A 19791-nucleotide genomic window follows, 5' to 3' on the forward strand; every position below is an offset into this window, starting at 1 on the left:
GCTCCTTGGCCCGCTTGACGCTGTCGAAGACGGCGGCCTTGTCGGTCACGTCCAGCTCGAGCGGGAGCACCGCCTCGCCGTAGGCGGCGACCAGGTCATCGAAGCCCGCGGTGGTGCGGGCGGTCGCGGCCACCTGGTCGCCACGCGACAGGGCGGCCTCGACGAAGTCGCGGCCGAGGCCGCGGGACGAACCGGTGACGAACCAGACCTTGCTCATGATGTCCTACCGTTCTCTCTGCGGTGGCGGTCGCGCGGCGGTCACCACGCGACGGGGCCAAGGCGATCACTCGTGACGTCGTGGTGCCGCGTGGATCGTCCGCGTGGCGTCCCGACGACCATGAGGCACCGGCGACCCGGACTTTGTGACAGCGCGGTCATGTGACGTATGCCACCGATCACGGGTGTCACACGGCGGTGAGGGCCGGTGTCTTGTGCGCGGAGCAAGGCGGAAAGCGAACAGGCAGGAGCCGGCAATGAACGAGCGCAGCGGGCCAACGGCGGGCCAGGTCGGGCCGCCCCCCGGTGACGGCCCGATGGACTCCGCCACCGAAGCCTTCGTCGCCCACCGCAACCTGCTGTTCACCGTCGCCTACGAGATGCTCGGCTCGGCGGCCGACGCCGAGGACATCCTGCAGGAAACCTGGCTGCGCTGGATCAAGGTCGACCTGGGACAGGTGTCCGACCAGCGCGCCTACCTCGTCCGGATCACCACCCGGCAGTCGCTCAACCGGCTGCGCACCATGAAACGCCGCAAGGAGACGTACGTCGGCCCCTGGCTGCCCGAGCCGCTGCTCACCACACCGGACGTGGCCGAGGACGCCGAGCTCGCCGAGAGCGTGTCGATGGCGCTGATGCTCGTCCTGGAGAGCCTCTCGCCGACCGAGCGTGCCGTCTTCGTGCTGCGCGAGGTCTTCGACGTCAGCTACGAGGAGATCGCGGCCGCCGTCGACAAGAGCCCCGTGGCCGTCCGGCAGATCGCGCACCGCGCCCGCCGGCACGTCGATGCCCGCCGCCCCCGCGAGGCGGTCTCCCCGAGCCAGGCTCGGGCGGCCCTGGAGTCATTTCAGGCCGCGCTCGAGACCAGGGACCTGCAGGCCCTCCTTGATGTGCTCGCCCCCGAGGTCGTCCTGGTGAGCGACGGCGGCGGCATCAAGCAGGCCGCGCCGCGGCCGATCACCGGCGCCGGCAAGGTGGCCCGCTTCATCGTCGGCGGCCTCGGCAAGGCCCGGTTCACGCTCACCGGTGACCCCACCGTGGTCAACGGCAACCCGGCACTCATCATCCGCGTGGACGGCGAGCTCGACGGCGTCCTGGCGATGCGCGTCGAGGACGCCCGCATCACCGGCCTCTACTACGTCCGCAACCCGCAGAAGCTGACCCGCGTCGCCTCCGAGACCCCGCTCACCCTGCGATGAAGAAACCGGACCACCGAAACACCACTCATCCACTGCCGCCCGCCAGCAAAGGGACACCACGCACCATGACCGGACAGACGACGGCAGCGCACGGCGGCCGCACCTTCCTGAAGATCGCGGTCGCCGTGCAGACCGTGAGCATCTTCTTCCAGGCGGCCACCGCCGGAATGCTGTTCGCGTCCCACGACACCGAGCTGCACCACATCGGATCACCCGTGATGTACGGCACGACGATGCTGTACCTGCTCGCCGCGGTCCTGGCCTGGCGCCCGGGTGGCGGCACACCCCGTCCCATCCTGTACGCCACCGGCTTCCTCGTCCTCGCGTCGGCGCAGGTCGCGCTGGGCATCGCGGGCATGACCTCGCTCCATGTCCCCCTGGGCGTCCTGATGTTCGGCCTCAGCACCTTGACCCTTGGCCAGATGCTGTCCGCCGCCTGGCGAGACCGCTCCAGCGTCCGGTCGTAGCCGCCGCCGACCCCCGGGTCGTGCCCCGCACCCCTCGACCCCACCACCGGCCAACCGCGTGGCGACCCCGCGGCCCTCGGTCTTGACGTGGTCGATCTCGGCCAGGCGGGCCAGTGGGCGAGCACCGGCCCTACGGCCTGAGTCTTCTTGGCGGGGCCGACCCGCGGAGCGCGCCGGCCGGGCCCCACTTGGCGCCCGGCTCACGCATCCGCGCGTTGAGGACGGAGTGGTGGCCGCCGCGGACGTAGCCGCGGCGGCCGATCTACCAGGCGCGGTCTTGGAGGATGTTCTCTCTCCGGCTCAGCTCCCGCTCCTGAAGCCGTCGAAGAGAACGTCCAGCGTTCGTGCGCGCAGGCGGATACTCGGATGGGCCGGCTGCCGGCCTCCCCTTCATCCATGGCCAGGGATTGGGCCGACGGCCTGCTCAACGCGAGCAGCCTCGTGATCGCCGACCACGTCGTGCGGGCCGCCGCCGATCTGGGCATGTCACCGGCCGCTGTGGCTCTGGCATGGGTACGGCAGCGGCCGGGCCTCACCTCCGTCATCATCGGACCCCGCACCCTCGACCAGTTCCGCGGCTACCTCGCCGGCCTGGCCCTCGACCTCCCCTCGGAAGTCCTCGGCCACCTCGACGACATCTCGCGATCCGGCGGCCCCGCGGCCGTCAACGGGATGAACACCCGGCGTACCAGCTAGTGTCTTGCGCACGCTTCCGCGGGCCACACTCGATCGCGCTTGGCAACCGGTCCCGGTGGGATTTCTGATCAGGGGGCGAGGATGCCGATGCCGTCCCCCGAGCAGCTTCAGCCCGAGGACGGTGAACAGGACGTCAGGCGCGGCGGGCGGTGAGCTGGAGCACGTAGCCGTCGGGGTCGGTGACGAAGGCGGTGGGCAGGCCGTTCTCGTCGGGGAACTGCATGAGCAGCGTGCCGCCGCCGCCGTGGATCTGGTCGATCAGCGTCTGGAGCGTCGCGGCGTCGGCGACGTCGAAGCCGATGTGGTCCACGCCCCCGGAGTCGCCCGCGGTCCGGGTCTTGCCGGTGGCGCGGTCGAGGTCACCGCCGGCCTGTTGCAGCGCGAGCTGGTCACCGGTACCGGGAGTGGTGAGGAAGGTGATCTCCGGGGTGACGCCGCCGATCTCCATGCCGAGGCTGTCGGTGTAGAAGCGGACCGAGCGGTCGACGTCGGCGACGACCAGGTTGACGTGGTTGAGGCCCAGGGTGCGGACGCGGTCGCGCGTGTTGTTCGTCATGCGACATATGCTGCAACTTCAAGTGCGCTTCAAGTCAAGGAGGATCATGGACGAGGGCCTGCTGGACATCGCCGAGGTCGCCAAGCGCTCGGGACTGGCGCCTTCAGCGCTGCGCTTCTACGAGCAGAAGGGCCTCATCGGCGCGACCGGCCGCAACGGGCTGCGCCGTACGTATGACCCGGCGACGGTGGACCGCCTGGCGCTGGTCACCTCCGCGCGCAACGCCGGGTTCACCCTCACGGAGATCGCCGAGCTCTTCGCCGCCAAACCGACCGACAGCGCGCTGCGCGCACGCCTCCAGGCCAAGGCGGCCGACCTGGAGGAGCGCATCGCCCAGCTCGCCCTCATGCGCGACAGCCTTCTGCATGCCTCCGTCTGCCTGCACGACCCGCTGGTCGACTGCCCGGACTTCCAGCGCTTCGTCCGCTCCGCCCGCCCGCAGCCGCCCGCTTGACTTCAAGCACGCTTCAAGTCGCAGGGTGGTCGGCATGACGAAGACCAACCTCGTACCCCGCAACGGGTTCGCCATGGCGGGTCTGGCCCTGGGCATGCTGCTGAGCACCCTCGACCAGACCATCGTCGCCACCGCTCTGCCCGCCATCGCCCATGATCTGGGCAGCCTGTCGGCCAGCGCATGGGTGGTCAGCGCCTACCTGCTGACCACCACCGCCACCGCTCCGCTGTACGGCAAGCTCGGCGACATGTACGGCCGGCGGCGTATGGCGCTGATCGCCATGAGCGTGTTCATCGTCTCCTCCATCCTGGCCGGACTGGCCCCCGACATGGGGACGCTCATCGCGCTGCGCGCCGTCCAGGGACTGGGCGGCGGCGGCCTGGTCGGGCTGGGCAGCGCCGGCATCGCCGACCTCGTCCCGCTGCACGAACGCGGCAAGGCGCTCAACTACAGCGGGGCCGTGTTCGCCGCCGGCAGCATCGGCGGCCCGCTGCTGGGCGGACTGTTCACCGACTACCTCGACTGGCGCTGGGTGTTCTATATCAACGTGCCGATCGGCCTGATCGCGCTGCTGCTCGTCGCGCGGTTCTTCACCGTCGCCCACACCCCGGTCCGCGGGCGTGTCGACCTGCTCGGCGCGGCCCTGCTGGTCGGCGCGGTCACCTGCGTCATGCTCGTCACCGTCTGGGGCGGACGCGACCATGCGTGGTACTCCGCGCAGATCCTCGGCCTGCTGGCGGCTGCCGTCGTCCTGCTGGTCGCCTTCACCGCCGTGCAGCGCCGCGCGGCCAACCCCGTGCTCCCCCTCGGCCTGTTCCGCGCCCGCGCCTTCGCCGTCGCCGTTCCCGCCTCGCTGGTACTGGGCATGCTGCTGCTTGGCGCGGTGGTCTTCCTGCCGCAGTACTTCCAGGCCGTGCGCGGCATGAACGCCTCACTGTCCGGGCTGGCGCTGACCCCGCTCATGCTCGGGGTCGTCGTCACGATGACCGCCGTCGGCCGCCGGGTGTCGGCCACTGGCCGCTACCGCGCCTTCCCCGTCGCAGGCGCCGTGCTCGCGCTGGCCGGGTTCGCCGCGCTCACCCAGCTCGACGCCCGCACCCCCGCGTGGCTGATGGCGCTGGAGATGCTGGTGCTCGGTGCCGGCATCGGCTGCGCGATCCAGCTCCTGGTCCTCATCATGCAGAACTCCGCCGAGCCGCGGTCCCTCGGCGTCGCCTCCGCGGCCGCGATGTTCTTCCGCTCCATGGGCGGCGCGCTCGGCACCGCCCTGTTCGGCACCATCCTGGTGCGCCGGCTGACCTACGAGCTGCAGCAACAGGCGCCTGCGCTTCCTGGATCAGCCGAGGAGATCGCGCGCCAGGCAATGTCCGAGGGGGCCGCGCTGCCGCCCGCCGTTCACACGACCGTCTCCCAGGCCGTCGCCGACTCGATCCACGTCGTCTACCTGTGGGCCCTGCCCTTCGCCGGGCTGTTCTTGATCCTCGCGCTCGCGCTGCCCTCGGTGCCACTGTGGACGGTGGACTTCCTGCGCAAGGTCAGGCAGGACCACGAAGCACAGCTCGCCACCACCGCGCCCGGGGCCACGACCGACTGAGCATTCAGCATCACGGGAGAGGGGACGTCGTCCTCCGCGATCACGGCCCGCACGGCACCTGGACGGCGAGCGTGGTGGGGCCGCCCGGCGGGCTGTCGAGGCGGACCGCGCCGTCCAGGGCGGCGACCCGCCGGCGTATCCCGGGGATCCCGGTGCCGCGCGCCTCGTCGGCGCCGCCCCTCCCGTCGTCGGTGACCTCGATGGACAGCACGTCGTCGGCGCGTTCGATCCGGAGGGCCGCCCGCGTGGCGGTGGCGTGCTTGGTCACGTTCGTCAGCGCCTCGGCGATCACGTAGTAGGCAACCGCCTCCACGGCCGCCGGGAGCGCGCCCAGATCGGCGAGCTCGACGTGGACCGGCACGCTCGACCGGGTAGCCAGCGCCGTCAGCGCCCCCTCGAGCCCGCGGTCGGCGAGGATCGGCGGGTAGATCGTCTGGAGCACCGTCCGGAGCTCGACCATCGCCTCCTCCGCCGTCTCGTGCGCCCGCTGGAGCAGCGCCGCGACCGTGTCCGGGTCATCGGCGAGTGACTCCCTGGCCATGCCCAGCTGCATGGCGATGGCCACCAGGCGCGCCTGCGTCCCGTCGTGCAGATCGCGTTCGATCCGCTGGAGCTCCGCGCCGTGGGCGTCGACCACGCCGACCCGGCTCCTGGTCAGCACGTCGACCCGCTCGGTGAGCCGCTCGCGGGCCGACGGCGCGAGCACCGCCAGGCACAGCCGCGCGTGGAGGCGCGCCAACGTCGGGAGCACCCACCAGGCCGCCGCACCGAGGACGGCGATCTGAACCGAGCCCCCGACCAGCGCGGTCTGCCAATCGCCCACATGGACATCGAAGAACGACAACAGGGTGGGACGCGCGTCGGCGGGAAACGCCCACCACAATGTCGACGCCACCGCGGCGACCAGGATGTTGCCCAGGCATATCAGGGCGGCCAGCCCGAGCGGGAACCCGACGGCGACGTGCGCGAGCGCCCAGGCGAGATCCCGCCGCCCGCCCGGCCGTCCGTCGGCCGGAACGCCGAGCAGCCTGCCGGCCCGCTGACGGTGCCAGTCCGCCCAGCCCCGCGCCGCCGGCGGCGCGAGCAGCACCGGCAACGCGAGCGCCGTGACCACGGCCGTGGCCAACGTGCCCAGCAGGTAGAGCGAGCCGGAGAACGCACGGTCACGCATGCGCACCTCCTCACGACGCCGTACGGCGATCATTATCCGTCACCGGCCTCCGCCGGGCACTACAGCGGGCTGTACCAGCGCGCGTGCGGCCAGCGGTATCGTCCCGGACGTCCAGCCGAAATAGCGTCCCTGACCATGAAACCGACATGTGCGCGGACCCGCAGACGCCTGGTCCCGGTCCTCGCCCTGATCGCCCTGTCCGCCGCCATCGCGCCCCCGGCCAGAGCCGACGGCGGCCCGCTCCCACCGCTCGACTGGAAGCACTGCGCCCAGGGCTCCGACGACGCCGTCGGCAGGGAACTCGACCGGGCAGGCGCACGGTGCGCGGAGCTCACCGTCCCGCTCGACCACTCCAGGCCCGGTGGCCGCACCATCAAACTCGCGCTGTCCCGCCTCCCCGCCACCGACCGCGCCCATCGCATCGGCACCATGGTCCTCAACAGCGGTGGCCCCGGCGAGAGCACGCTGGGCATGCCGCTGCGGACGCGCGCGGCCATGAAGGACGTCGCCGCCCGTTACGACCTCGTCGGCCTGGACCCGCGCTTCGTCGGGCGCAGCACGCCGCTCGACTGCGGCTGGCCCATCGGCCTGTGGCTCCGCTCGGCCGGTCCAACCCGCGCCCGGTTCGATCAGCAGGTGGCGGTGCAGCACGACCTGGCCGAGCGCTGCGCCCGGCGCCACGCCGACGTGCTCCCGTACGCCAACACGCGCGACACGGCCCGCGACATCGACCTCGTACGCCGCGTCCTCGGGGAGCGCCGGATCTCCTTCCTCGGCTACTCCTACGGCAGCTACCTGGGCGCGGTCTACACCCAGATGTTCCCCGGCCGCACCGACCGCGTGGTCCTGGACAGCGCGGGCGACCCGAACACGTGGGGCCCCAGGGCGACGCAGGGCACCGAAGACGAGGCGGAACGCGCGCTGCGCGGCTGGGCGGCCTGGGCTGCCGAACGTCACGGCACCTATGGCCTCGGCGCCACCCCCGCTCGCGTGCTCGCCACCGTGAACGCTGTCGTCGACGCCGCGCAGGACCGCCCGCTGCGCGTCGGACCGCACGAGGTGGACGACCAGGCGGTCCCGTACATCCTCTCCATCGGCTCCGGCGACGACCGCCCCGCGGCCCGCGCGGAGTTCACCTCCACCGTTCGGACCCTGAACGAGGCCGCGCACGGCCGCCCGGCCGACCCCGGCCCCGAACTCGCCGGATTCCTCACGTTCGTCCTGACCAGCGCCGGCTCCCCGCTCGCCAGCCCGGCCGCCGCGATCATCTGCGGAGACCGCGCCGCGCCGCGCGACCCCGACGTCTACTGGAACGACGTCCAGCGCAGCCGTGCGCGCCACCCCCTCTTCGGCCCCCTCAAGAACAACATCTGGCCCTGCGCCTTCTGGCCGAACCACCCGCGCGAGCGCCTCACCCACGTCGCCAACCCCACCCCCGCGCTGATCGTGTCCGCCACCGGCGACACCGCCACCACCTACGAGGGCAGCAAGGCCATGCACCGGGCGCTGACCGGCTCCCGCCTGCTCACCCTGCGCGGCACGACCGCCCACGGGATCTACGGTGAATACGGCAACGCCTGCGTGGACGCCAAGGTCAACGCCTACCTGGCCACCGGCACCCTCCCCGCCGCCGACCCGATCTGCCATCCCTGACCCGCCCCCAGGCCGCGACACCCCAACGCGGCCTCACGCATTGAGGACGTCTTCACCGGAACGCCAACGCGGCATGCCCCAGCGACTTCCACCCGGTAGCGAGGACTCGACGGGAATCCTCGCTAGCCGACGTGGACGTGAGGGCGCCGTTCGATGTCCGGCTCGGCCTTGCGCAGCACCTCGCGAGTCAGCGGAGGCACGTCCCCGCCGCCGAAGACCAGGTAGCGCAGCATGCCCACGACCGGGTTGCCCTCGGCCCAGTGGAAGTAGATGTGCGGTACACCGCGGGTGCGATCACGCAGGTACAGCAGCAGCGCGGCCAGCGTGTTGGGCACGGCCGAGCTCTCGATCCGCAGGATCTGGTGGCCGTAGCGTTCCTCGCCCTTGACGTGCAGTTCGGTCTCGAACTCCGAGGCGTCGGGCACGGTGACCTCCACGAACAGGACCGGCTCCGAACTGCGCAGCCGGTGGTTCAGCCAGGTCTCGCGCAGCTTGTCGTTGTACTCTCTCTGGTCGCGTTTGTGGGGTTCGTTGGCGATCACGTGGATGTCACCGCAGGCCTCGTTGACGAACTGCTCGGCCAGCGGATCCAGGTGTACATCGGTGACGCGCAGCTCGGTTGAGCGGGTGGCTCGGGAGATCAGCGAGGTGATGATGATCGCGGCGATGAAGAACGAGGCGATCTTGACACCGTCGGGCCGTTCGAACACATTGTCGACCAGCGTGTAGGCGAGCACGCCTGTGATCAGCCCGAAACCCGCACGGGCCGACCGCTGGCCGAGCTTGTGGGCCGACAGCGTCACCGCCGCCGCGGCCGACAGCATGAGCACCAGCACGCCGGTGGCGTACGCGCCGCCCTGAGCCTCCACGCTGGCGTCGAAGATGATCGTGATGGCGAACGCGATCGCGGAGAAGATGAGGACGAGGGGGCGTACCGCGCCGGTCCACTCCGGCGCCATGCCGTACCTGGGCAGATAGCGCGGCACCAGGTTGATCAGCCCGGCCATCGCCGAGGCGCCGGCGAACCACAGGATGGCGATGGTGCTGACGTCGTAGGCGGTGCCGAACCAGTCGCCGAGGAAACCGTGGGCGAGATAGGCGAGCGCGCGTCCGTTGGCCTTGCCGCCCGGCTGGAACTCCGCGGCGGGGATCAGCACGGTGGTGACGAAGCTGCTCAGGATCAGGAAGACGCTCATGATCAACGCGGCCGTGGTGAGCAACCGTTTGGTGCCCTTGATCCGCTGCTGGATGTCGCCCTTGACCACGGGCATCACCGCGACGCCGGTCTCGAAGCCGGACATGCCCAGCGCGAGCTTCGGCATCACCAGCAGCGACAGGCCGATCATGGCCAGGGGGCTGCTGTAGCCGGCGTTCAGCAGGTTCTGCCAGCTCACCACGACGTCCGGGTTGTCCAGCACATGCAGGATCGCCACGGTCACGACGACCGCGTTGAGCCCTAGATAGACGAAGACCAGCAGGACGGCGATGCCGATCGCCTCGGTGAACCCCATGAGGAACACCCCGCCGAGCAGGGCCAGGAGGAAGAGCGTGACCGGCACACGCTGGCCCTCAAGCCAGTGTGGCGCGAAAGGGTTCTCCAGGATGTGCGCGGTCGCGTCGGCGGCTGACAGCGTCATCGTGATGACGAAGTCGGTGGCCGCGAAGCCGAGCAGGGCGAGTACGAACAGCTTGCCCCACCACTGGGGGGCGAGCTTTTCCAGCATCGCGATCGAGCCCTGCCCGTAGGGGCTCTCCTCGGCCACCCGCCGGTAGACCGGCAGCGCCCCCAGCAGAGTCAGGCCGACCAGGAACAGCGTGGCCAGCGGCGCCAGCAGTCCGGCCGCCAGGGCGGCGATGCCGGGCTGGTAGCCCAGTGTGGAGAAATAGTCCACGCCGGTCAGGCACATCACCCGCCACCAGGGATGCTTGGCGTGCGGGCCGTGCTCGATCTGCTTGCGATCGGTCTGCAGACCCTCGAGCAGCCACGTCCGTAGCGGAGTTCCCGGTGCGGAGGCGGGTTGCCTCATCCTGACCATTTTCGGCACCCGATACATCGCTCTCAGCTGACGAATGCACACTACTTGTCGCTTCGTGCCTGTTTGTCGTGCTGAGGTGTCAAGAACGCGTCAATGGCCGAATTCGCATCATCACGGAGAGTGACATTCGAGGGTCTTCGGTCAGGAGCTTGGTCGAGCAGCCGACGGCGCCGGCAGTCGCACATCAAGAAGACGTCGGGCCGTGAAGGTCTCGATCGGGACGCGGGTTGCCGGCCGACGCCGCGTCGGCCGCCTCCAGGAGGCGGCAGTATTGCCGGGAAACGGAAACGAAGGCTTCGCGAGCCTGCCGGAGTACTCACATGACGCCGGGCGCCGCGCACGGGACCATTCCGTCATGACTGCAGTGGTGGAGGCCGAAGGGCTGACCAAGTACTACGGCGAACGCCGCGGTCTCGAGGACCTGACGCTCGACATCCGGCCCGGCGAGGTCTTCGGCTACCTGGGGCCCAACGGCGCGGGCAAGACCACGACGATCAGGCTGCTGCTCGACGTGATCAGGCCGACCAGAGGGTCGGTGCGGGTGCTGGGCGCGGACTCCCGCGAGCACGGGGTCCGGAGCCGGATCGGCTACCTGCCCGGCGAGCTGGTGTTGGAGGGGCGGGAGAAGGCCCGTGACTACCTGCGCTTCCTGGGCAGGATCCGGGGCGGCGTGCCGAGCGCGCGCATCGAGGAGCTGGCCGAACGGCTGGACGCCGACCTGTCGGTGCAGATGCGCAAGCTCTCCAAGGGCAACAAGCAGAAGGTCGGGCTGGTCCAGGCGTTCATGCACGAACCGGAGTTCCTCATCCTGGACGAGCCGACCAGCGGGCTGGACCCGTTACTGCAGCGGGAGTTCCTGGCCATGGTGCGCGAGGTGCGCAGGTCCGGCCGGACCGTGCTGATGTCCTCCCACGTGCTGGCCGAGGTCGAGCAGGTCTCCGACCGGGTCGGCATCGTGCGCGAGGGCCGCCTGGTGGCCGTGGAGGACGTGGCCGCGCTGCGGGAGAAGGCGGTGCGGCGCGTGGAGTTCCACTTCGACGCGCCCGTGCCGCCCGAGGCGTTCGCTGCCCTGCCGGGCGTACGAGACCTGAAGGTCGAGGGCGCGGCGCTGTCGTGCACGATCGACGGCCGCCCCGACGCGCTGATCAAGGCGGCCGCCCGGTTCACCGTGGTGCACATGGTCAGCGCGGAGCCGGACCTCGAAGAGATCTTCCTGACCTACTACAGCGAGGTGTCGTGATCACCAAGACGCTCGGGGAGTACCGCCGGGCACTGATCGGCTGGACCGTCGGCATCAGCCTCTTCCTGACGATGTACATCAGCATCTACGACAGCATGCGCGAAGATCCCGAGACCCTCAGCAAACAGGCGCTGGCCAAGGCCCCTGGAGCGCTCAGGGACATCCTGGGCGGAATGGAGGACATCGCCACCGCGACCGGCTACCTGCAGACGGTCGTCTACCAGCTGCTCGTCCCGCTCATGTTCATCGTCTGCGCGATGATCCTGGGCAACCGGGCGATCGCGCAGCCTGAGGAGTCCGGCACGCTGGAGCTGACCGTCACGCTGCCCATCGACCGCAAGCGGCTGGTGCTCGACCGCTTCGTCGGGCTGCTGATCGCCCTGCTCACGATCACCGCGATCACCTTCCTGGTCGTCGTCGGCGTCGCCCGGTCCATCGACCTCGGCGTAGGGGTCGACCGGATCCTCGCCGCGCACACCGGCGTGTTCCTCCTCGCCCTGTTCTTCGGCGCGCTCACGTTGACCGTGGGCGCGATGACCGGACGCAAGGCGCTGGCCATGACGGTGGTCGGCGTGTGGGGAGTCGCCGGCTACATGGTCATCACCGTCGGCAGGAACGTCGATGCCATCTCCTGGCTCAAGTGGGTCTCGCCGTTCCACTACTACGCCGAGGGCAGGCCGCTCTACCAGGGCTTCCCGCTGGGTGATTATCTTGTGCTGGCGGGAGCGGCGGCCGTACTGGCGCTCACCGCGGTTCTCGCCTTCGACAGGCGCGACGTAGGAGTCTGATGGAGGACCCGCTCCCACGGCTGCTCGCCGAGCACGCCGCGACGGGACGGCTGCCCGGCCGCGCGACGCTCGAGGAGTGTCGCGCGGCCGGCGAACGCGCCGCCGAACAGGGCGTCCCGCTGCGGGTGCTGATCGACGAGGCGTTGCGTGCTGTTGAAGGCACGGCCGCGCTGCGCAGGGCGGTCGCGGCTCTGATGGAAGGGTACGAGGGCGCGCAGCTGGCCGCCTGGCGCAGCGAGGAGCTGGCCCGGCGGGAGTTCGTCGACGACCTGCTCCAGGGCAGGGCGGAACGGCTGGCCGAGCGGGCGGAGCGCTTCGGGCTCCGGCTGGCCGAGTCGTACATGGTGGCGGTCGCCCGCGGCATGTCGGACGGCGACCCGGATCGCATCGAGCGCGACCTGATCGCCAGGTTCGGTTCGCACAACGTGCTGGTGGCCGTGCGTGACGGGCTGTTGGTGTGCGTGGTCCCCGCGACGCTTCCCGCGGCGGTGGGAGAGTTCTCCCACCACGTGCGGGCCCGGTTCGCCGACGGCTGGCGGCTCGGGGTGGGCCGTCCGAAGCGTGGGCCCGGCGGGGTGGTCGCGTCCTTTCGCGAGGCGGCGGGAGCACTGGAACTGGCCGACAAGCTGGGCATCCGCGCGCAGGTGGTGAGGGCCGCCGACCTGCTCGTCTTCCCGGTGCTGCTACGCGACCGGGCGGCGATCGAGGATCTGGTGACCAGCGTGCTCAGCCCTCTGCTGCAGGCGCGCGGGGGCCATGAGCCGCTGCTGGAGACGTTGGAGGCGATCTTCGCCGCGCACGGCAACCAGGCGGCGGCCGCGCGCCGGCTGGGCATCAGCACCAGGACCGTCACCTACCGGCTGGAACGCATCCGCCGCCTGACCGGCTTCTCACCTGACGAGCCCACCCAGCGCTTCACTCTGGAAACCGCCGTGCTCGGCGCCCGCCTCCTGGAATGGCCCTAGGGAGTGGCGCGGGCCGGCCTTCCGCTTCGACGAGTCTCCACGCGGAGCGATCTTGTGGATCCGACGTCTCCAACCGGTCTGAACCTTCGAAGTCCGTGCAGGCCGTAGCGCTAGCCGTGACGGGTGGGGTGTGCCGCCATGAAACCCCTGTGCAGGGCTGACAGGCCCGTCTCGAACCAGGTGTCGTAGTAGCCGGCGTCGGCCTGCTGGGGGGCTTCGCGCCGACCGGGCGGTGTGCCGACCTGGGCCAGGGCGTGCCCCAGGGTGAAGACGGCCACCGACTGGAAGGCGAGCTGGACGTCCTCGAGGGAGGTCTCACCCAGGTCGACGGTCGCGAGGATCTGGCCGAGCAACTGCTCGCCGACCTCAGGACTGACCGGGTGGGTGGCGAGCAGCGGAACCGCGGCGGGGTGCGTGAGCAGGACCTGCCGGTAGTGGTGTCCGAAGTCCAGCAGGGCATCGGTCCAGGCGGTGGCCGCGGGCAGGCGCACGGCGGCCTGGGCGGCCAGGTGGTCGACGACGGCGGCAAGCATCGCCGCCTTGTTGGGCACGTGCCGGTACAGGGACATCGCCTCGACGCCGAGCCGTTCGCCGACCTTGCGCATGGACAGGGCTTCGAGACCGTCCGCGTCGATCACGGCCAGCGCGGCTGCGATGATCTTCTCTCTGCTCAGTACGGCAGGCCGCCCGCCTCGCGATTGCCCAGGAGCGCTCATCAGGCCAGCGTAGTGAAGGTCACGCTCACCAGCATGATCAGGCACAGCACGCCCACCACCATGTGCTGCACGTCGATGACCACGTCGCGGCCCTCGGTGGGCAGGATCTTCCAGGTGCGGGCGTATTCCCGCTGGTAGGCCTCGCGCTGGGCGGCGAAGCTGAACCCGAAGTACGGAAGCCACCAGCTCGTGACGTGGCCGATCATCGTCAGCACGCTGAGGACCAGCGCGACGGTGCCCGCGTTCAGCGCCACCGCGACGGCGATCGCGATGAAGATCGGGTAGTTGATCGCGGCCATGGCGAGCCGCTCCTTCACCGTCTGGGACTGCAGGTCATTGAACGGGAACATCGGGACCCATTCGGTCACGACCAGGTAGGCGACCAGGACGAGCGGGGTGACGAGGGCAAGGGTGTGCATGGCTGTGCCTCCAGTTTGTTTAGAACGTAAGCTTACGCTCTAAACAAACCGGCGCAAGTCTCATTGGATGGGAGTCAGGGCGGCGAGGGGTTCGGCGAAGAAGCTTGACGTCACCCGCGACTGAGCGAGCGCGCCGCACGGCCCGGGTGGCGGCACGACCAGGCGCCCGGCCTCCTTGTCCGGGAGCCGGGCACCTGGGAGATCACGTCACCTGGTCCGTGCCGGTGCGGCGGAAGTGGAACCGGCAACGTGCGCCGCCCGGACCGATCGTGTGGGCACGCTCGAACCGAGAGTCGTTGAACGAACAGCGGCCAGGTCCGAGAGCGGCGCGGGCTACAAGCACAGAGCCGTGGGGGGAGACTCGCCCCGTCCCGATCCATCCTGAGCTGTGCGCCCTGCTGCGGGAGCACATCGAGAAGCTCGGGACCGGTCCCGTACGGGCGCATCTTCATCGGCCCACGCGGTGGGCTCATGACTGATCGCGCCTACCTCAAGGTGTTCCACGAGGCGCATGGATGTCCAGCACCGCCGCCCCACTGGCCGATGAGCCGGTGAGGCGGGGGAAAGCCCGCGCTGAACGCTGACCAGGGAAGGCGTAATACGTATCCCAGATGCCGGTGAAGTACTAGCGCTCCGCCCCGACCGTCGCTGCCGCCACCCCGGGTCCCGCTGTGGACGCCCTTGGTGACGACCTTGCCGGCCGAGGTCGCGGTGTACACCGGCCTGCCGGAGTCCCCGGGGCGCGTGCACTGCCCCTGCTGACACCGCGGACCGCGTTGCGGATGGTCCTGCCGTCGCCAGCGGGCATTCATCGCTGTCTGCAGAAGATCAGCATGACCCGCGCTCACGAGCCGGCCCGCCACCTGAGCATGGTGGCGGGCGGGGTCGGCGGCGCCGCCGCACCCGACTGGCGGCGCTTCGCGTTGTCCGGAAGTTCGATCAAGACAACGGCCCCCCGGGAAAATCGGGAGGGCCGTGATGTGTGCTTCCCAGCGCTCGTCCGGACCAGCGAACCGGCGCTGTGGATCGTCCTGACCGAGGCTGATGCCCTCCTCGGCGACCGGCGCGAGAAGCATCCCCCGTAACGGTGTTGTCCACTGCGGGAGCCGGGCCTTCTCGGAAGAATCCGGAGAACGACGGCCACATCCGAAGGGCACATCATCACGAGGGCGCAGTCCTCCACAGTGCTGACCTGGGACGACGCCTCACAAGAACGATCGACGCAATTGCCGGATCGAGCGCGGTGGCTGATCTGGTCAGCCCCGCACGCTACAGGTCAAGGCGCATGCTCAGACGTCAGGGCTGGAGACGCACGGCGTGCAACGGATCAATTCAGCCGCAGTAGGCGTTTCCGACGCCCTCCAGCGGGTTGCTGGAGCCGACCTGGCCGTAGAACTCGATGCACTTGCCCCTGGCGTACACGCTGACGGGGCCCGCGTAGTACTTGTAGTACTGGGCGTCGGTCTTCGACGCGCCGCCCTCGACCCCGAGGGTCACTCGGATGTACTGCGAGACGCCAGGCGTGTTGGTGTAGGTCATCGCGCAGTTGTAGCCGGTCGAGGAGTTGTAGTAGACGGCGATGTAGCCGCCCTTGATGGGCCAGTTGTCCAGGTGGGTGCCCGAGCAGGTGGCGGCCGACGCGGGGCTCGCCGTACCGACCAGAACGCCGGCGCCCAGAACGGCGGCGGCGGCGATGGTGCGCAGCTTCAAGGAGTCCTCCGAGATCGTTAAGTGATCGCGGAGGACTTTACCAAGGCTGTTCCTATCTGATCGATCCGGCTGTCAGTCCGCCCACCACCTTGCGCTCGACCAGCGCGAACAGGATGATCACCGGGATGGCGGCGATCAACTGGCCGGGCGGCGCCGCTTCACGTGACGGGCTGCAGCCAAGCGGCATCGCGAACCGGTGCTCCTAAACCGCGGCTACGGCCGCGCTCTCGGGGCCGACATCGTCGAACCGGAGACGATGCAGCACCCGCCGCACCGGCACCGCCCCCGGTCCCGCCCGTCGGCGGCGGCGACTTCACCGGCTCCGGCGGTACCGGCCAGGGAAGATCAACTTTCCGCCGGCAGGGAACTCCCACTGTCCCTTGACAAACGTCGTCGGAAGTCTATGAGACCTTGCCGAAACGACCCTCCGACTACAACTGATCACAAGTTCACTTCCTCCAAGCCCGACGGCACCCCACTCGGGGCGTGCACGACCGGATTCGCCATGGGGACGGCGGCCGACAACCTCATGGTGAGCGCCGGGCACTGCGTTGCGTCTGGCGGAATCACGAGCGCCGGTGTCGTCGAATGGACGAACTGGGTGGCCGGTCAAGGCACGATCAAACTGCCGAACCAGCCGACCTATTATGGCGACGTGTCCCTGATGCAGACGGTACTTGGCCGGGCCACGAGCCCCACCATCTTCATCGGTGACAGGGACTCGTCCGAAAAGCAATGGGTGGGCGGGCGATTTTCGGTCCCCGCTCGAGAAAGCGATCAGTACTGCGTTGGCGGCGCCAGCCCGGATCCGGATACCCGGTCCAACGGGCAGATCTGCCGCTTCAAGGTCACCGACATCGGCTGGAAGCTCGAGACCGCGAAGAGCACGACACGCTGGGTTCAGGTAGGTAAGAAATCCGGAAGGTGCACGATCGACGGTGACTCAGGCGCCCCGGTCTACACCTTCCGCAAGAGCGATGGATACGTGGTGGCCAAGGGAATTCACCACGGCAGCGAAAGCGCCGACAACAACCCTGTCCAGTCACCTGCATCAATTACTTCACCGACATCCATGACGTGATGAAGGCCGTCGGCAAGGATAGCTACAAGAAATGAACCCACTGGGCCCGTCCTTCCTGTGGCGCATGTGCTGCCTCCTGGTGCTGGCCGTCGCCGTCTCCATGGTGGCTGGCATGCGGGAGTCCCGGCCGGTCGAACCGCCCTTTCCCGGGCGGATCGACACGGTCATGGTGGAAGGACGGGTCCTCATCCTGCAGGTCTTCGGCGGGGCGAGCGACTCGGCATGTCTCCAGACCGACAAAGTCGAAGCCGTCGAGTCCGAGGCGAGTGTTCGGCTTCGGATAGTGCTTCGCGACGCCTGCCCGCCCCCCGGGCGCACGCTGCTGGAGATGTGGCGGGACGAGTTGTGGCCGCCTGCCGTGCTCGACATCCTCCGTGGCGTCGAAGTGCCCGTCCTGCTCGAGCGGCCCTTGGGACGCAGGAAGGTCGTCGACGAGACAGGCCGCGAGCTCCGGGTCTGCCCGATCACGGGCTCGCGACGGAAGACCATGCAACAGTGCCTGACGTAGGGTGCGGGCGCCGAATCCCCAGCCAAGCGCACGTCTGGAGTTGGCGGCGCGATTCGTAGTGTCGCCAGCCCTACCATTCTCGCTGCGGGCGGCTCCTGACAGCGGGACCGCCTCAAGGGTGAGCATTTCGGCGGTAACGCAATCTGCCCCGCCGCCGCCACGGCTGGGCAGATTGCGTTACCGCTATCAGGCGGCGAGGCTGTACTCGAACCTGGGCAGCTCGATGCCGAGAATCGCCTCGATGATGGCGCAGGTCAGGACCTCGGCCATGGGCGGCGGGACCGCGTTGCCGATGAGCTTGACCTTGTCGCGCGCGGTGTCGGCGACGACCTTGTAGTGGTCAGGGAACGACTGCGCCCGCCGGAGCTCGGGAATCCTGAGCATCGCAGGATGGACGACACATCGATCTGGCCGTCTGAGGTAAGCAGCGCCCACCGATCGCGGGTGGGCACTGTCCCAACCGGCTCGTTCACGCCCTGCACGCGTCCGTTGCCGTAGTAGGCCATCAATCAGCAGCGTCTCGGGCATGGGCAGGCCGGACGGGGCGGTGACCAGCGACTGGTGCCCGGTCGTGGTGACCGTGCGCATGTGCTCGGTGGTCGGAGTGACGTGCTCGCGCCCGTCTCCCTTGCTGCCGTTGTTGCGCCTAAGGAGCGAGGGCGGCGGCGTCCAGCCGGGATGGACGCCGAGCCCGTGATGGTAGCCGCCGGTCGTAACCGCGTACGCGGGATCCTCGAATGCGGGCCTCGACCTGAACTCGTCACCACCGCCACGGAACGGGAACACCAGCGGCAGCATCCCGTCCTGGAAGTCCGGGTCGCTGGCCCGCGCGTGGTTGGAGCCGTCCGAGACAAGGGTCGCCAGCGGGCTCGTGGTCGGGTTCGTGTTCCGCGCCCGGTCCGACCGCATCAGCGACAGGAACGCCGGGAACGCCCCGGGCGGGGCGTCGGAGCGATGCCGTCTTCCAGCCGGGTCGTGCTGGTCCGCTTCGGCAGGCTGGCCGGCCGCGCCTTCTTACCGTCGCGGCCTTCCTCGCGCACCCTGCCCGACGCCATGACGACGACCTCACCGCGGCGCACACCGCAAGCTTGATCAACAGCTGATCTCAGCGATCCAAGCTGTGGTAGCGGCTGCTTCTTAGGTGCCGACGACTACAGCAGGACGCGGCTATGAAGCGCATCTGGGACGCCACTCGTGACTTATCCCGTGGGAACGGAGTGGGAACGATCAACCGTGAACGGCCGTAGGAAGCCGTAACCAACCGGAGTGAACAGAAGAGGCCCGTCACCGCGTTTCCGCTGGTGACGGGCCTCTTTGTACTGCTGTGGCAGGTCCAGGGTTCGAACCTGGGTAGGCTAAGCCGACGGATTTACAGTCCTGCTGCAGCAATGGGTTGACCTGCACGTTCTTCGCACTTCCGCTGTCCTTGGCCGTGGATTTGCCGCCTCGGAGGGCGGCCGCCATTCAAGCAGCTCGTCCTCAAGCACAGCGAGTCCGGCAAGTTACGACCCTCGGTCGCCCCGAAGGGCGACCGCCACCTGATCAAAGCTCGCGATGATCCATTCCTTGGCCTCGACGTTGCGACCCTCGGTCGCCCCGAAGGGCGACCGCCACCGAGGAGGCCAAGGCCCTGTCCGTCTGGAGTTACTGGTTGCGACCCTCGGTCGCCCCGAAGGGCGACCGTTACCCACGGCGGCGTTCCCCATAGCTCCAGCGCCTGCTGTTGCGACCCTCGGTCGCCCCGAAGGGCGACCGCCACCGCGATAACGACCGCACGAACCTTGACGCCGTCAAGTTGCGACCCTCGGTCGCCCCGAAGGGCGACCGCCACGTCCCACGCACCGGACCGGAGCTTGTCCAGCGACCAGTTGCGACCCTCGGTCGCCCCGAAGGGCGACCGCCACCGCCCAACTCGCCCGCCAAGCCCTCACCCGCCAGGTTGCGACCCTCGGTCGCCCCGAAGGGCGACCGCCACCCTGCGCCGCGTCGTAGGTGGCGCGGCCCGTTCCCGGTTGCGACCCTCGGTCGCCCCGAAGGGCGACCGCCACAGGCGAACGCGTTCGCTGTGCTCGCCACCGCCGCGTTGCGACCCTCGGTCGCCCCGAAGGGCGACCGCCACTGCCAGAACCCGTCCCTGCGGACGACCAACCCGCCGTTGCGACCCTCGGTCGCCCCGAAGGGCGACCGCCACGAGAGCCGAGTCGAGGTACTCCTGCACGGGAGGGAAGTTGCGACCCTCGGTCGCCCCGAAGGGCGACCGCCACACCAGGTGAGGCGGGTTTTCGCGGTCACCACGAACGTGTTGCGACCCTCGGTCGCCCC

Annotated in this window: 21 protein-coding genes and 1 CRISPR repeat array; of the genes, 12 read left to right on the plus strand and 9 right to left on the minus strand. The window is 69.5% G+C overall.

The window, feature by feature from the left end; all coding sequences use genetic code 11:
- The coding region (locus ACWEVS_RS44040; RefSeq protein WP_452556959.1) for an SDR family NAD(P)-dependent oxidoreductase at positions 1-217 on the minus strand (217 nt) is incomplete at its 3' end.
- Between the two features lie 256 nt (positions 218-473).
- Here ACWEVS_RS44040 and ACWEVS_RS44045 point away from each other — a divergent pair.
- The 3 genes from ACWEVS_RS44045 to ACWEVS_RS44055 all read left to right on the plus strand — a co-directional run bounded on the left by ACWEVS_RS44045 (position 474) and on the right by ACWEVS_RS44055 (position 2578).
- Positions 474-1415, plus strand: coding sequence for an RNA polymerase sigma-70 factor (locus ACWEVS_RS44045; protein WP_452556961.1), 942 nt, complete (start codon positions 474-476; stop codon positions 1413-1415).
- 65 nt (positions 1416-1480) lie between these two features.
- Positions 1481-1882 carry a hypothetical protein gene (locus ACWEVS_RS44050; protein WP_449914798.1) on the plus strand — a complete coding sequence of 134 codons (402 nt, stop codon included), beginning with the start codon at positions 1481-1483 and terminating at the stop codon, positions 1880-1882.
- A gap of 396 nt (positions 1883-2278) precedes the next feature.
- Positions 2279-2578, plus strand: coding sequence for an aldo/keto reductase (locus tag ACWEVS_RS44055; RefSeq protein ID WP_452556963.1), 300 nt, complete (start codon positions 2279-2281; stop codon positions 2576-2578).
- 133 nt (positions 2579-2711) lie between these two features.
- On the opposite strand, the gene ACWEVS_RS44060 is transcribed toward ACWEVS_RS44055, so the two are convergent.
- Entirely contained in the window at positions 2712-3134 is a 423-nt protein-coding gene (locus tag ACWEVS_RS44060; RefSeq protein WP_452556965.1) for a VOC family protein, read from the minus strand.
- 7 nt (positions 3135-3141) lie between these two features.
- Here ACWEVS_RS44060 and ACWEVS_RS44065 point away from each other — a divergent pair, with 7 nt between their 5' ends.
- Together ACWEVS_RS44065 and ACWEVS_RS44070 are read left to right on the plus strand one after the other, a co-directional pair.
- Entirely contained in the window at positions 3142-3588 is a 447-nt protein-coding gene (locus ACWEVS_RS44065; RefSeq protein WP_452556967.1) for a MerR family transcriptional regulator, read from the plus strand.
- Between the two features lie 34 nt (positions 3589-3622).
- Positions 3623-5182: an MDR family MFS transporter gene (locus ACWEVS_RS44070; RefSeq protein WP_452556969.1), complete on the plus strand. Its 1560-nt coding sequence runs from the start codon at positions 3623-3625 to the stop codon at positions 5180-5182.
- A gap of 40 nt (positions 5183-5222) precedes the next feature.
- Here the strand turns inward: ACWEVS_RS44070 and ACWEVS_RS44075 are convergent, their stop codons facing one another.
- The gene (locus tag ACWEVS_RS44075) at positions 5223-6353 is read right to left on the minus strand and encodes a histidine kinase (RefSeq protein WP_452556971.1); all 1131 of its coding nucleotides are present in this window, start codon (positions 6351-6353) and stop codon (positions 5223-5225) included.
- Between the two features lie 135 nt (positions 6354-6488).
- On the opposite strand from ACWEVS_RS44075, the gene ACWEVS_RS44080 reads away from it, so the two are divergent.
- Complete coding sequence (locus ACWEVS_RS44080; protein WP_452556973.1) at positions 6489-8006, plus strand: alpha/beta hydrolase; 1518 nt, start codon at positions 6489-6491, stop codon at positions 8004-8006.
- 122 nt (positions 8007-8128) lie between these two features.
- Here the strand turns inward: ACWEVS_RS44080 and ACWEVS_RS44085 are convergent, their stop codons facing one another.
- Complete coding sequence (locus ACWEVS_RS44085; RefSeq protein WP_452556975.1) at positions 8129-10033, minus strand: amino acid transporter; 1905 nt, start codon at positions 10031-10033, stop codon at positions 8129-8131.
- A 364-nt stretch (positions 10034-10397) separates the two neighbouring features.
- On the opposite strand from ACWEVS_RS44085, the gene ACWEVS_RS44090 reads away from it, so the two are divergent.
- From ACWEVS_RS44090 to ACWEVS_RS44100, 3 genes are read left to right on the plus strand one after another with little or no spacing between them, the layout of a single operon-like run.
- The gene (locus ACWEVS_RS44090) at positions 10398-11282 is read left to right on the plus strand and encodes an ABC transporter ATP-binding protein (RefSeq protein WP_452556977.1); all 885 of its coding nucleotides are present in this window, start codon (positions 10398-10400) and stop codon (positions 11280-11282) included.
- The gene (locus tag ACWEVS_RS44095) at positions 11279-12070 is read left to right on the plus strand and encodes an ABC transporter permease (protein ID WP_449914754.1); all 792 of its coding nucleotides are present in this window, start codon (positions 11279-11281) and stop codon (positions 12068-12070) included. The genes ACWEVS_RS44090 and ACWEVS_RS44095 overlap by 4 nt, the downstream gene beginning before the upstream one ends.
- Positions 12070-13035 carry a PucR family transcriptional regulator gene (locus tag ACWEVS_RS44100; RefSeq protein WP_449914751.1) on the plus strand — a complete coding sequence of 322 codons (966 nt, stop codon included), beginning with the start codon at positions 12070-12072 and terminating at the stop codon, positions 13033-13035. The genes ACWEVS_RS44095 and ACWEVS_RS44100 overlap by 1 nt, the downstream gene beginning before the upstream one ends.
- 110 nt (positions 13036-13145) lie before the next feature.
- Here the strand turns inward: ACWEVS_RS44100 and ACWEVS_RS44105 are convergent, their stop codons facing one another.
- Together ACWEVS_RS44105 and ACWEVS_RS44110 are read right to left on the minus strand one after the other, a co-directional pair.
- Positions 13146-13751: a TetR family transcriptional regulator gene (locus tag ACWEVS_RS44105; RefSeq protein WP_452556979.1), complete on the minus strand. Its 606-nt coding sequence runs from the start codon at positions 13749-13751 to the stop codon at positions 13146-13148.
- Positions 13751-14170, minus strand: coding sequence for a hypothetical protein (locus ACWEVS_RS44110; RefSeq protein ID WP_452556981.1), 420 nt, complete (start codon positions 14168-14170; stop codon positions 13751-13753). Before ACWEVS_RS44110 ends, ACWEVS_RS44105 begins: the two co-directional genes overlap by 1 nt.
- Positions 14171-15003: 833 nt before the next feature.
- Here ACWEVS_RS44110 and ACWEVS_RS44115 point away from each other — a divergent pair.
- Entirely contained in the window at positions 15004-15255 is a 252-nt protein-coding gene (locus ACWEVS_RS44115; protein WP_452418979.1) for a hypothetical protein, read from the plus strand.
- A gap of 247 nt (positions 15256-15502) precedes the next feature.
- On the opposite strand, the gene ACWEVS_RS44120 is transcribed toward ACWEVS_RS44115, so the two are convergent.
- Both ACWEVS_RS44120 and ACWEVS_RS44125 read right to left on the minus strand, forming a co-directional pair.
- Positions 15503-15880: a hypothetical protein gene (locus ACWEVS_RS44120; protein ID WP_449914743.1), complete on the minus strand. Its 378-nt coding sequence runs from the start codon at positions 15878-15880 to the stop codon at positions 15503-15505.
- 52 nt (positions 15881-15932) lie between these two features.
- A complete protein-coding gene (locus tag ACWEVS_RS44125; protein WP_449914741.1) occupies positions 15933-16067 on the minus strand; it encodes a hypothetical protein in 135 nt (44 codons plus the stop codon).
- Between the two features lie 318 nt (positions 16068-16385).
- Here ACWEVS_RS44125 and ACWEVS_RS44130 point away from each other — a divergent pair, with 318 nt between their 5' ends.
- Together ACWEVS_RS44130 and ACWEVS_RS44135 are read left to right on the plus strand one after the other, a co-directional pair.
- Complete coding sequence (locus ACWEVS_RS44130) at positions 16386-16961, plus strand: hypothetical protein (protein WP_452556983.1); 576 nt, start codon at positions 16386-16388, stop codon at positions 16959-16961.
- Between the two features lie 31 nt (positions 16962-16992).
- Positions 16993-17469, plus strand: coding sequence for a hypothetical protein (locus ACWEVS_RS44135; protein ID WP_452556985.1), 477 nt, complete (start codon positions 16993-16995; stop codon positions 17467-17469).
- Positions 17470-17655: 186 nt separating this feature from the next.
- Here the strand turns inward: ACWEVS_RS44135 and ACWEVS_RS44140 are convergent, their stop codons facing one another.
- The gene (locus ACWEVS_RS44140; protein WP_452556987.1) at positions 17656-18378 is read right to left on the minus strand and encodes a DNA cytosine methyltransferase; all 723 of its coding nucleotides are present in this window, start codon (positions 18376-18378) and stop codon (positions 17656-17658) included.
- A 592-nt stretch (positions 18379-18970) separates the two neighbouring features.
- Positions 18971-19733: direct repeats of the CRISPR family, unit length 37 nt; unit sequence GTTGCGACCCTCGGTCGCCCCGAAGGGCGACCGCCAC.
- Positions 19734-19791: the final 58 nt, after the last annotated feature.

It is taken from the genome of Nonomuraea sp. NPDC003754 (assembly GCF_053605785.1).

Bases quoted from the DNA above. Each gene is read 5' to 3' on its own strand.
- ACWEVS_RS44045 (WP_452556961.1), top strand. From the start codon at position 474: ATGAACGAGCGCAGCGGGCCAACGGCGGGCCAGGTCGGGCCGCCCCCC.
- ACWEVS_RS44050 (WP_449914798.1), top strand. From the start codon at position 1,481: ATGACCGGACAGACGACGGCAGCGCACGGCGGCCGCACCTTCCTGAAG.
- ACWEVS_RS44055 (WP_452556963.1), top strand. From the start codon at position 2,279: ATGGCCAGGGATTGGGCCGACGGCCTGCTCAACGCGAGCAGCCTCGTG.
- ACWEVS_RS44060 (WP_452556965.1), bottom strand. From the start codon at position 3,134: ATGACGAACAACACGCGCGACCGCGTCCGCACCCTGGGCCTCAACCAC.
- ACWEVS_RS44065 (WP_452556967.1), top strand. From the start codon at position 3,142: ATGCTGCAACTTCAAGTGCGCTTCAAGTCAAGGAGGATCATGGACGAG.
- ACWEVS_RS44070 (WP_452556969.1), top strand. From the start codon at position 3,623: ATGACGAAGACCAACCTCGTACCCCGCAACGGGTTCGCCATGGCGGGT.
- ACWEVS_RS44075 (WP_452556971.1), bottom strand. From the start codon at position 6,353: ATGCGTGACCGTGCGTTCTCCGGCTCGCTCTACCTGCTGGGCACGTTG.
- ACWEVS_RS44080 (WP_452556973.1), top strand. From the start codon at position 6,489: ATGAAACCGACATGTGCGCGGACCCGCAGACGCCTGGTCCCGGTCCTC.
- ACWEVS_RS44085 (WP_452556975.1), bottom strand. From the start codon at position 10,033: ATGAGGCAACCCGCCTCCGCACCGGGAACTCCGCTACGGACGTGGCTG.
- ACWEVS_RS44090 (WP_452556977.1), top strand. From the start codon at position 10,398: ATGACTGCAGTGGTGGAGGCCGAAGGGCTGACCAAGTACTACGGCGAA.
- ACWEVS_RS44100 (WP_449914751.1), top strand. From the start codon at position 12,070: ATGGAGGACCCGCTCCCACGGCTGCTCGCCGAGCACGCCGCGACGGGA.
- ACWEVS_RS44105 (WP_452556979.1), bottom strand. From the start codon at position 13,751: ATGAGCGCTCCTGGGCAATCGCGAGGCGGGCGGCCTGCCGTACTGAGC.
- ACWEVS_RS44110 (WP_452556981.1), bottom strand. From the start codon at position 14,170: ATGCACACCCTTGCCCTCGTCACCCCGCTCGTCCTGGTCGCCTACCTG.
- ACWEVS_RS44115 (WP_452418979.1), top strand. From the start codon at position 15,004: ATGACCCGCGCTCACGAGCCGGCCCGCCACCTGAGCATGGTGGCGGGC.
- ACWEVS_RS44125 (WP_449914741.1), bottom strand. From the start codon at position 16,067: ATGCCGCTTGGCTGCAGCCCGTCACGTGAAGCGGCGCCGCCCGGCCAG.
- ACWEVS_RS44130 (WP_452556983.1), top strand. From the start codon at position 16,386: ATGGGGACGGCGGCCGACAACCTCATGGTGAGCGCCGGGCACTGCGTT.
- ACWEVS_RS44135 (WP_452556985.1), top strand. From the start codon at position 16,993: ATGAACCCACTGGGCCCGTCCTTCCTGTGGCGCATGTGCTGCCTCCTG.
- ACWEVS_RS44140 (WP_452556987.1), bottom strand. From the start codon at position 18,378: ATGCGGTCGGACCGGGCGCGGAACACGAACCCGACCACGAGCCCGCTG.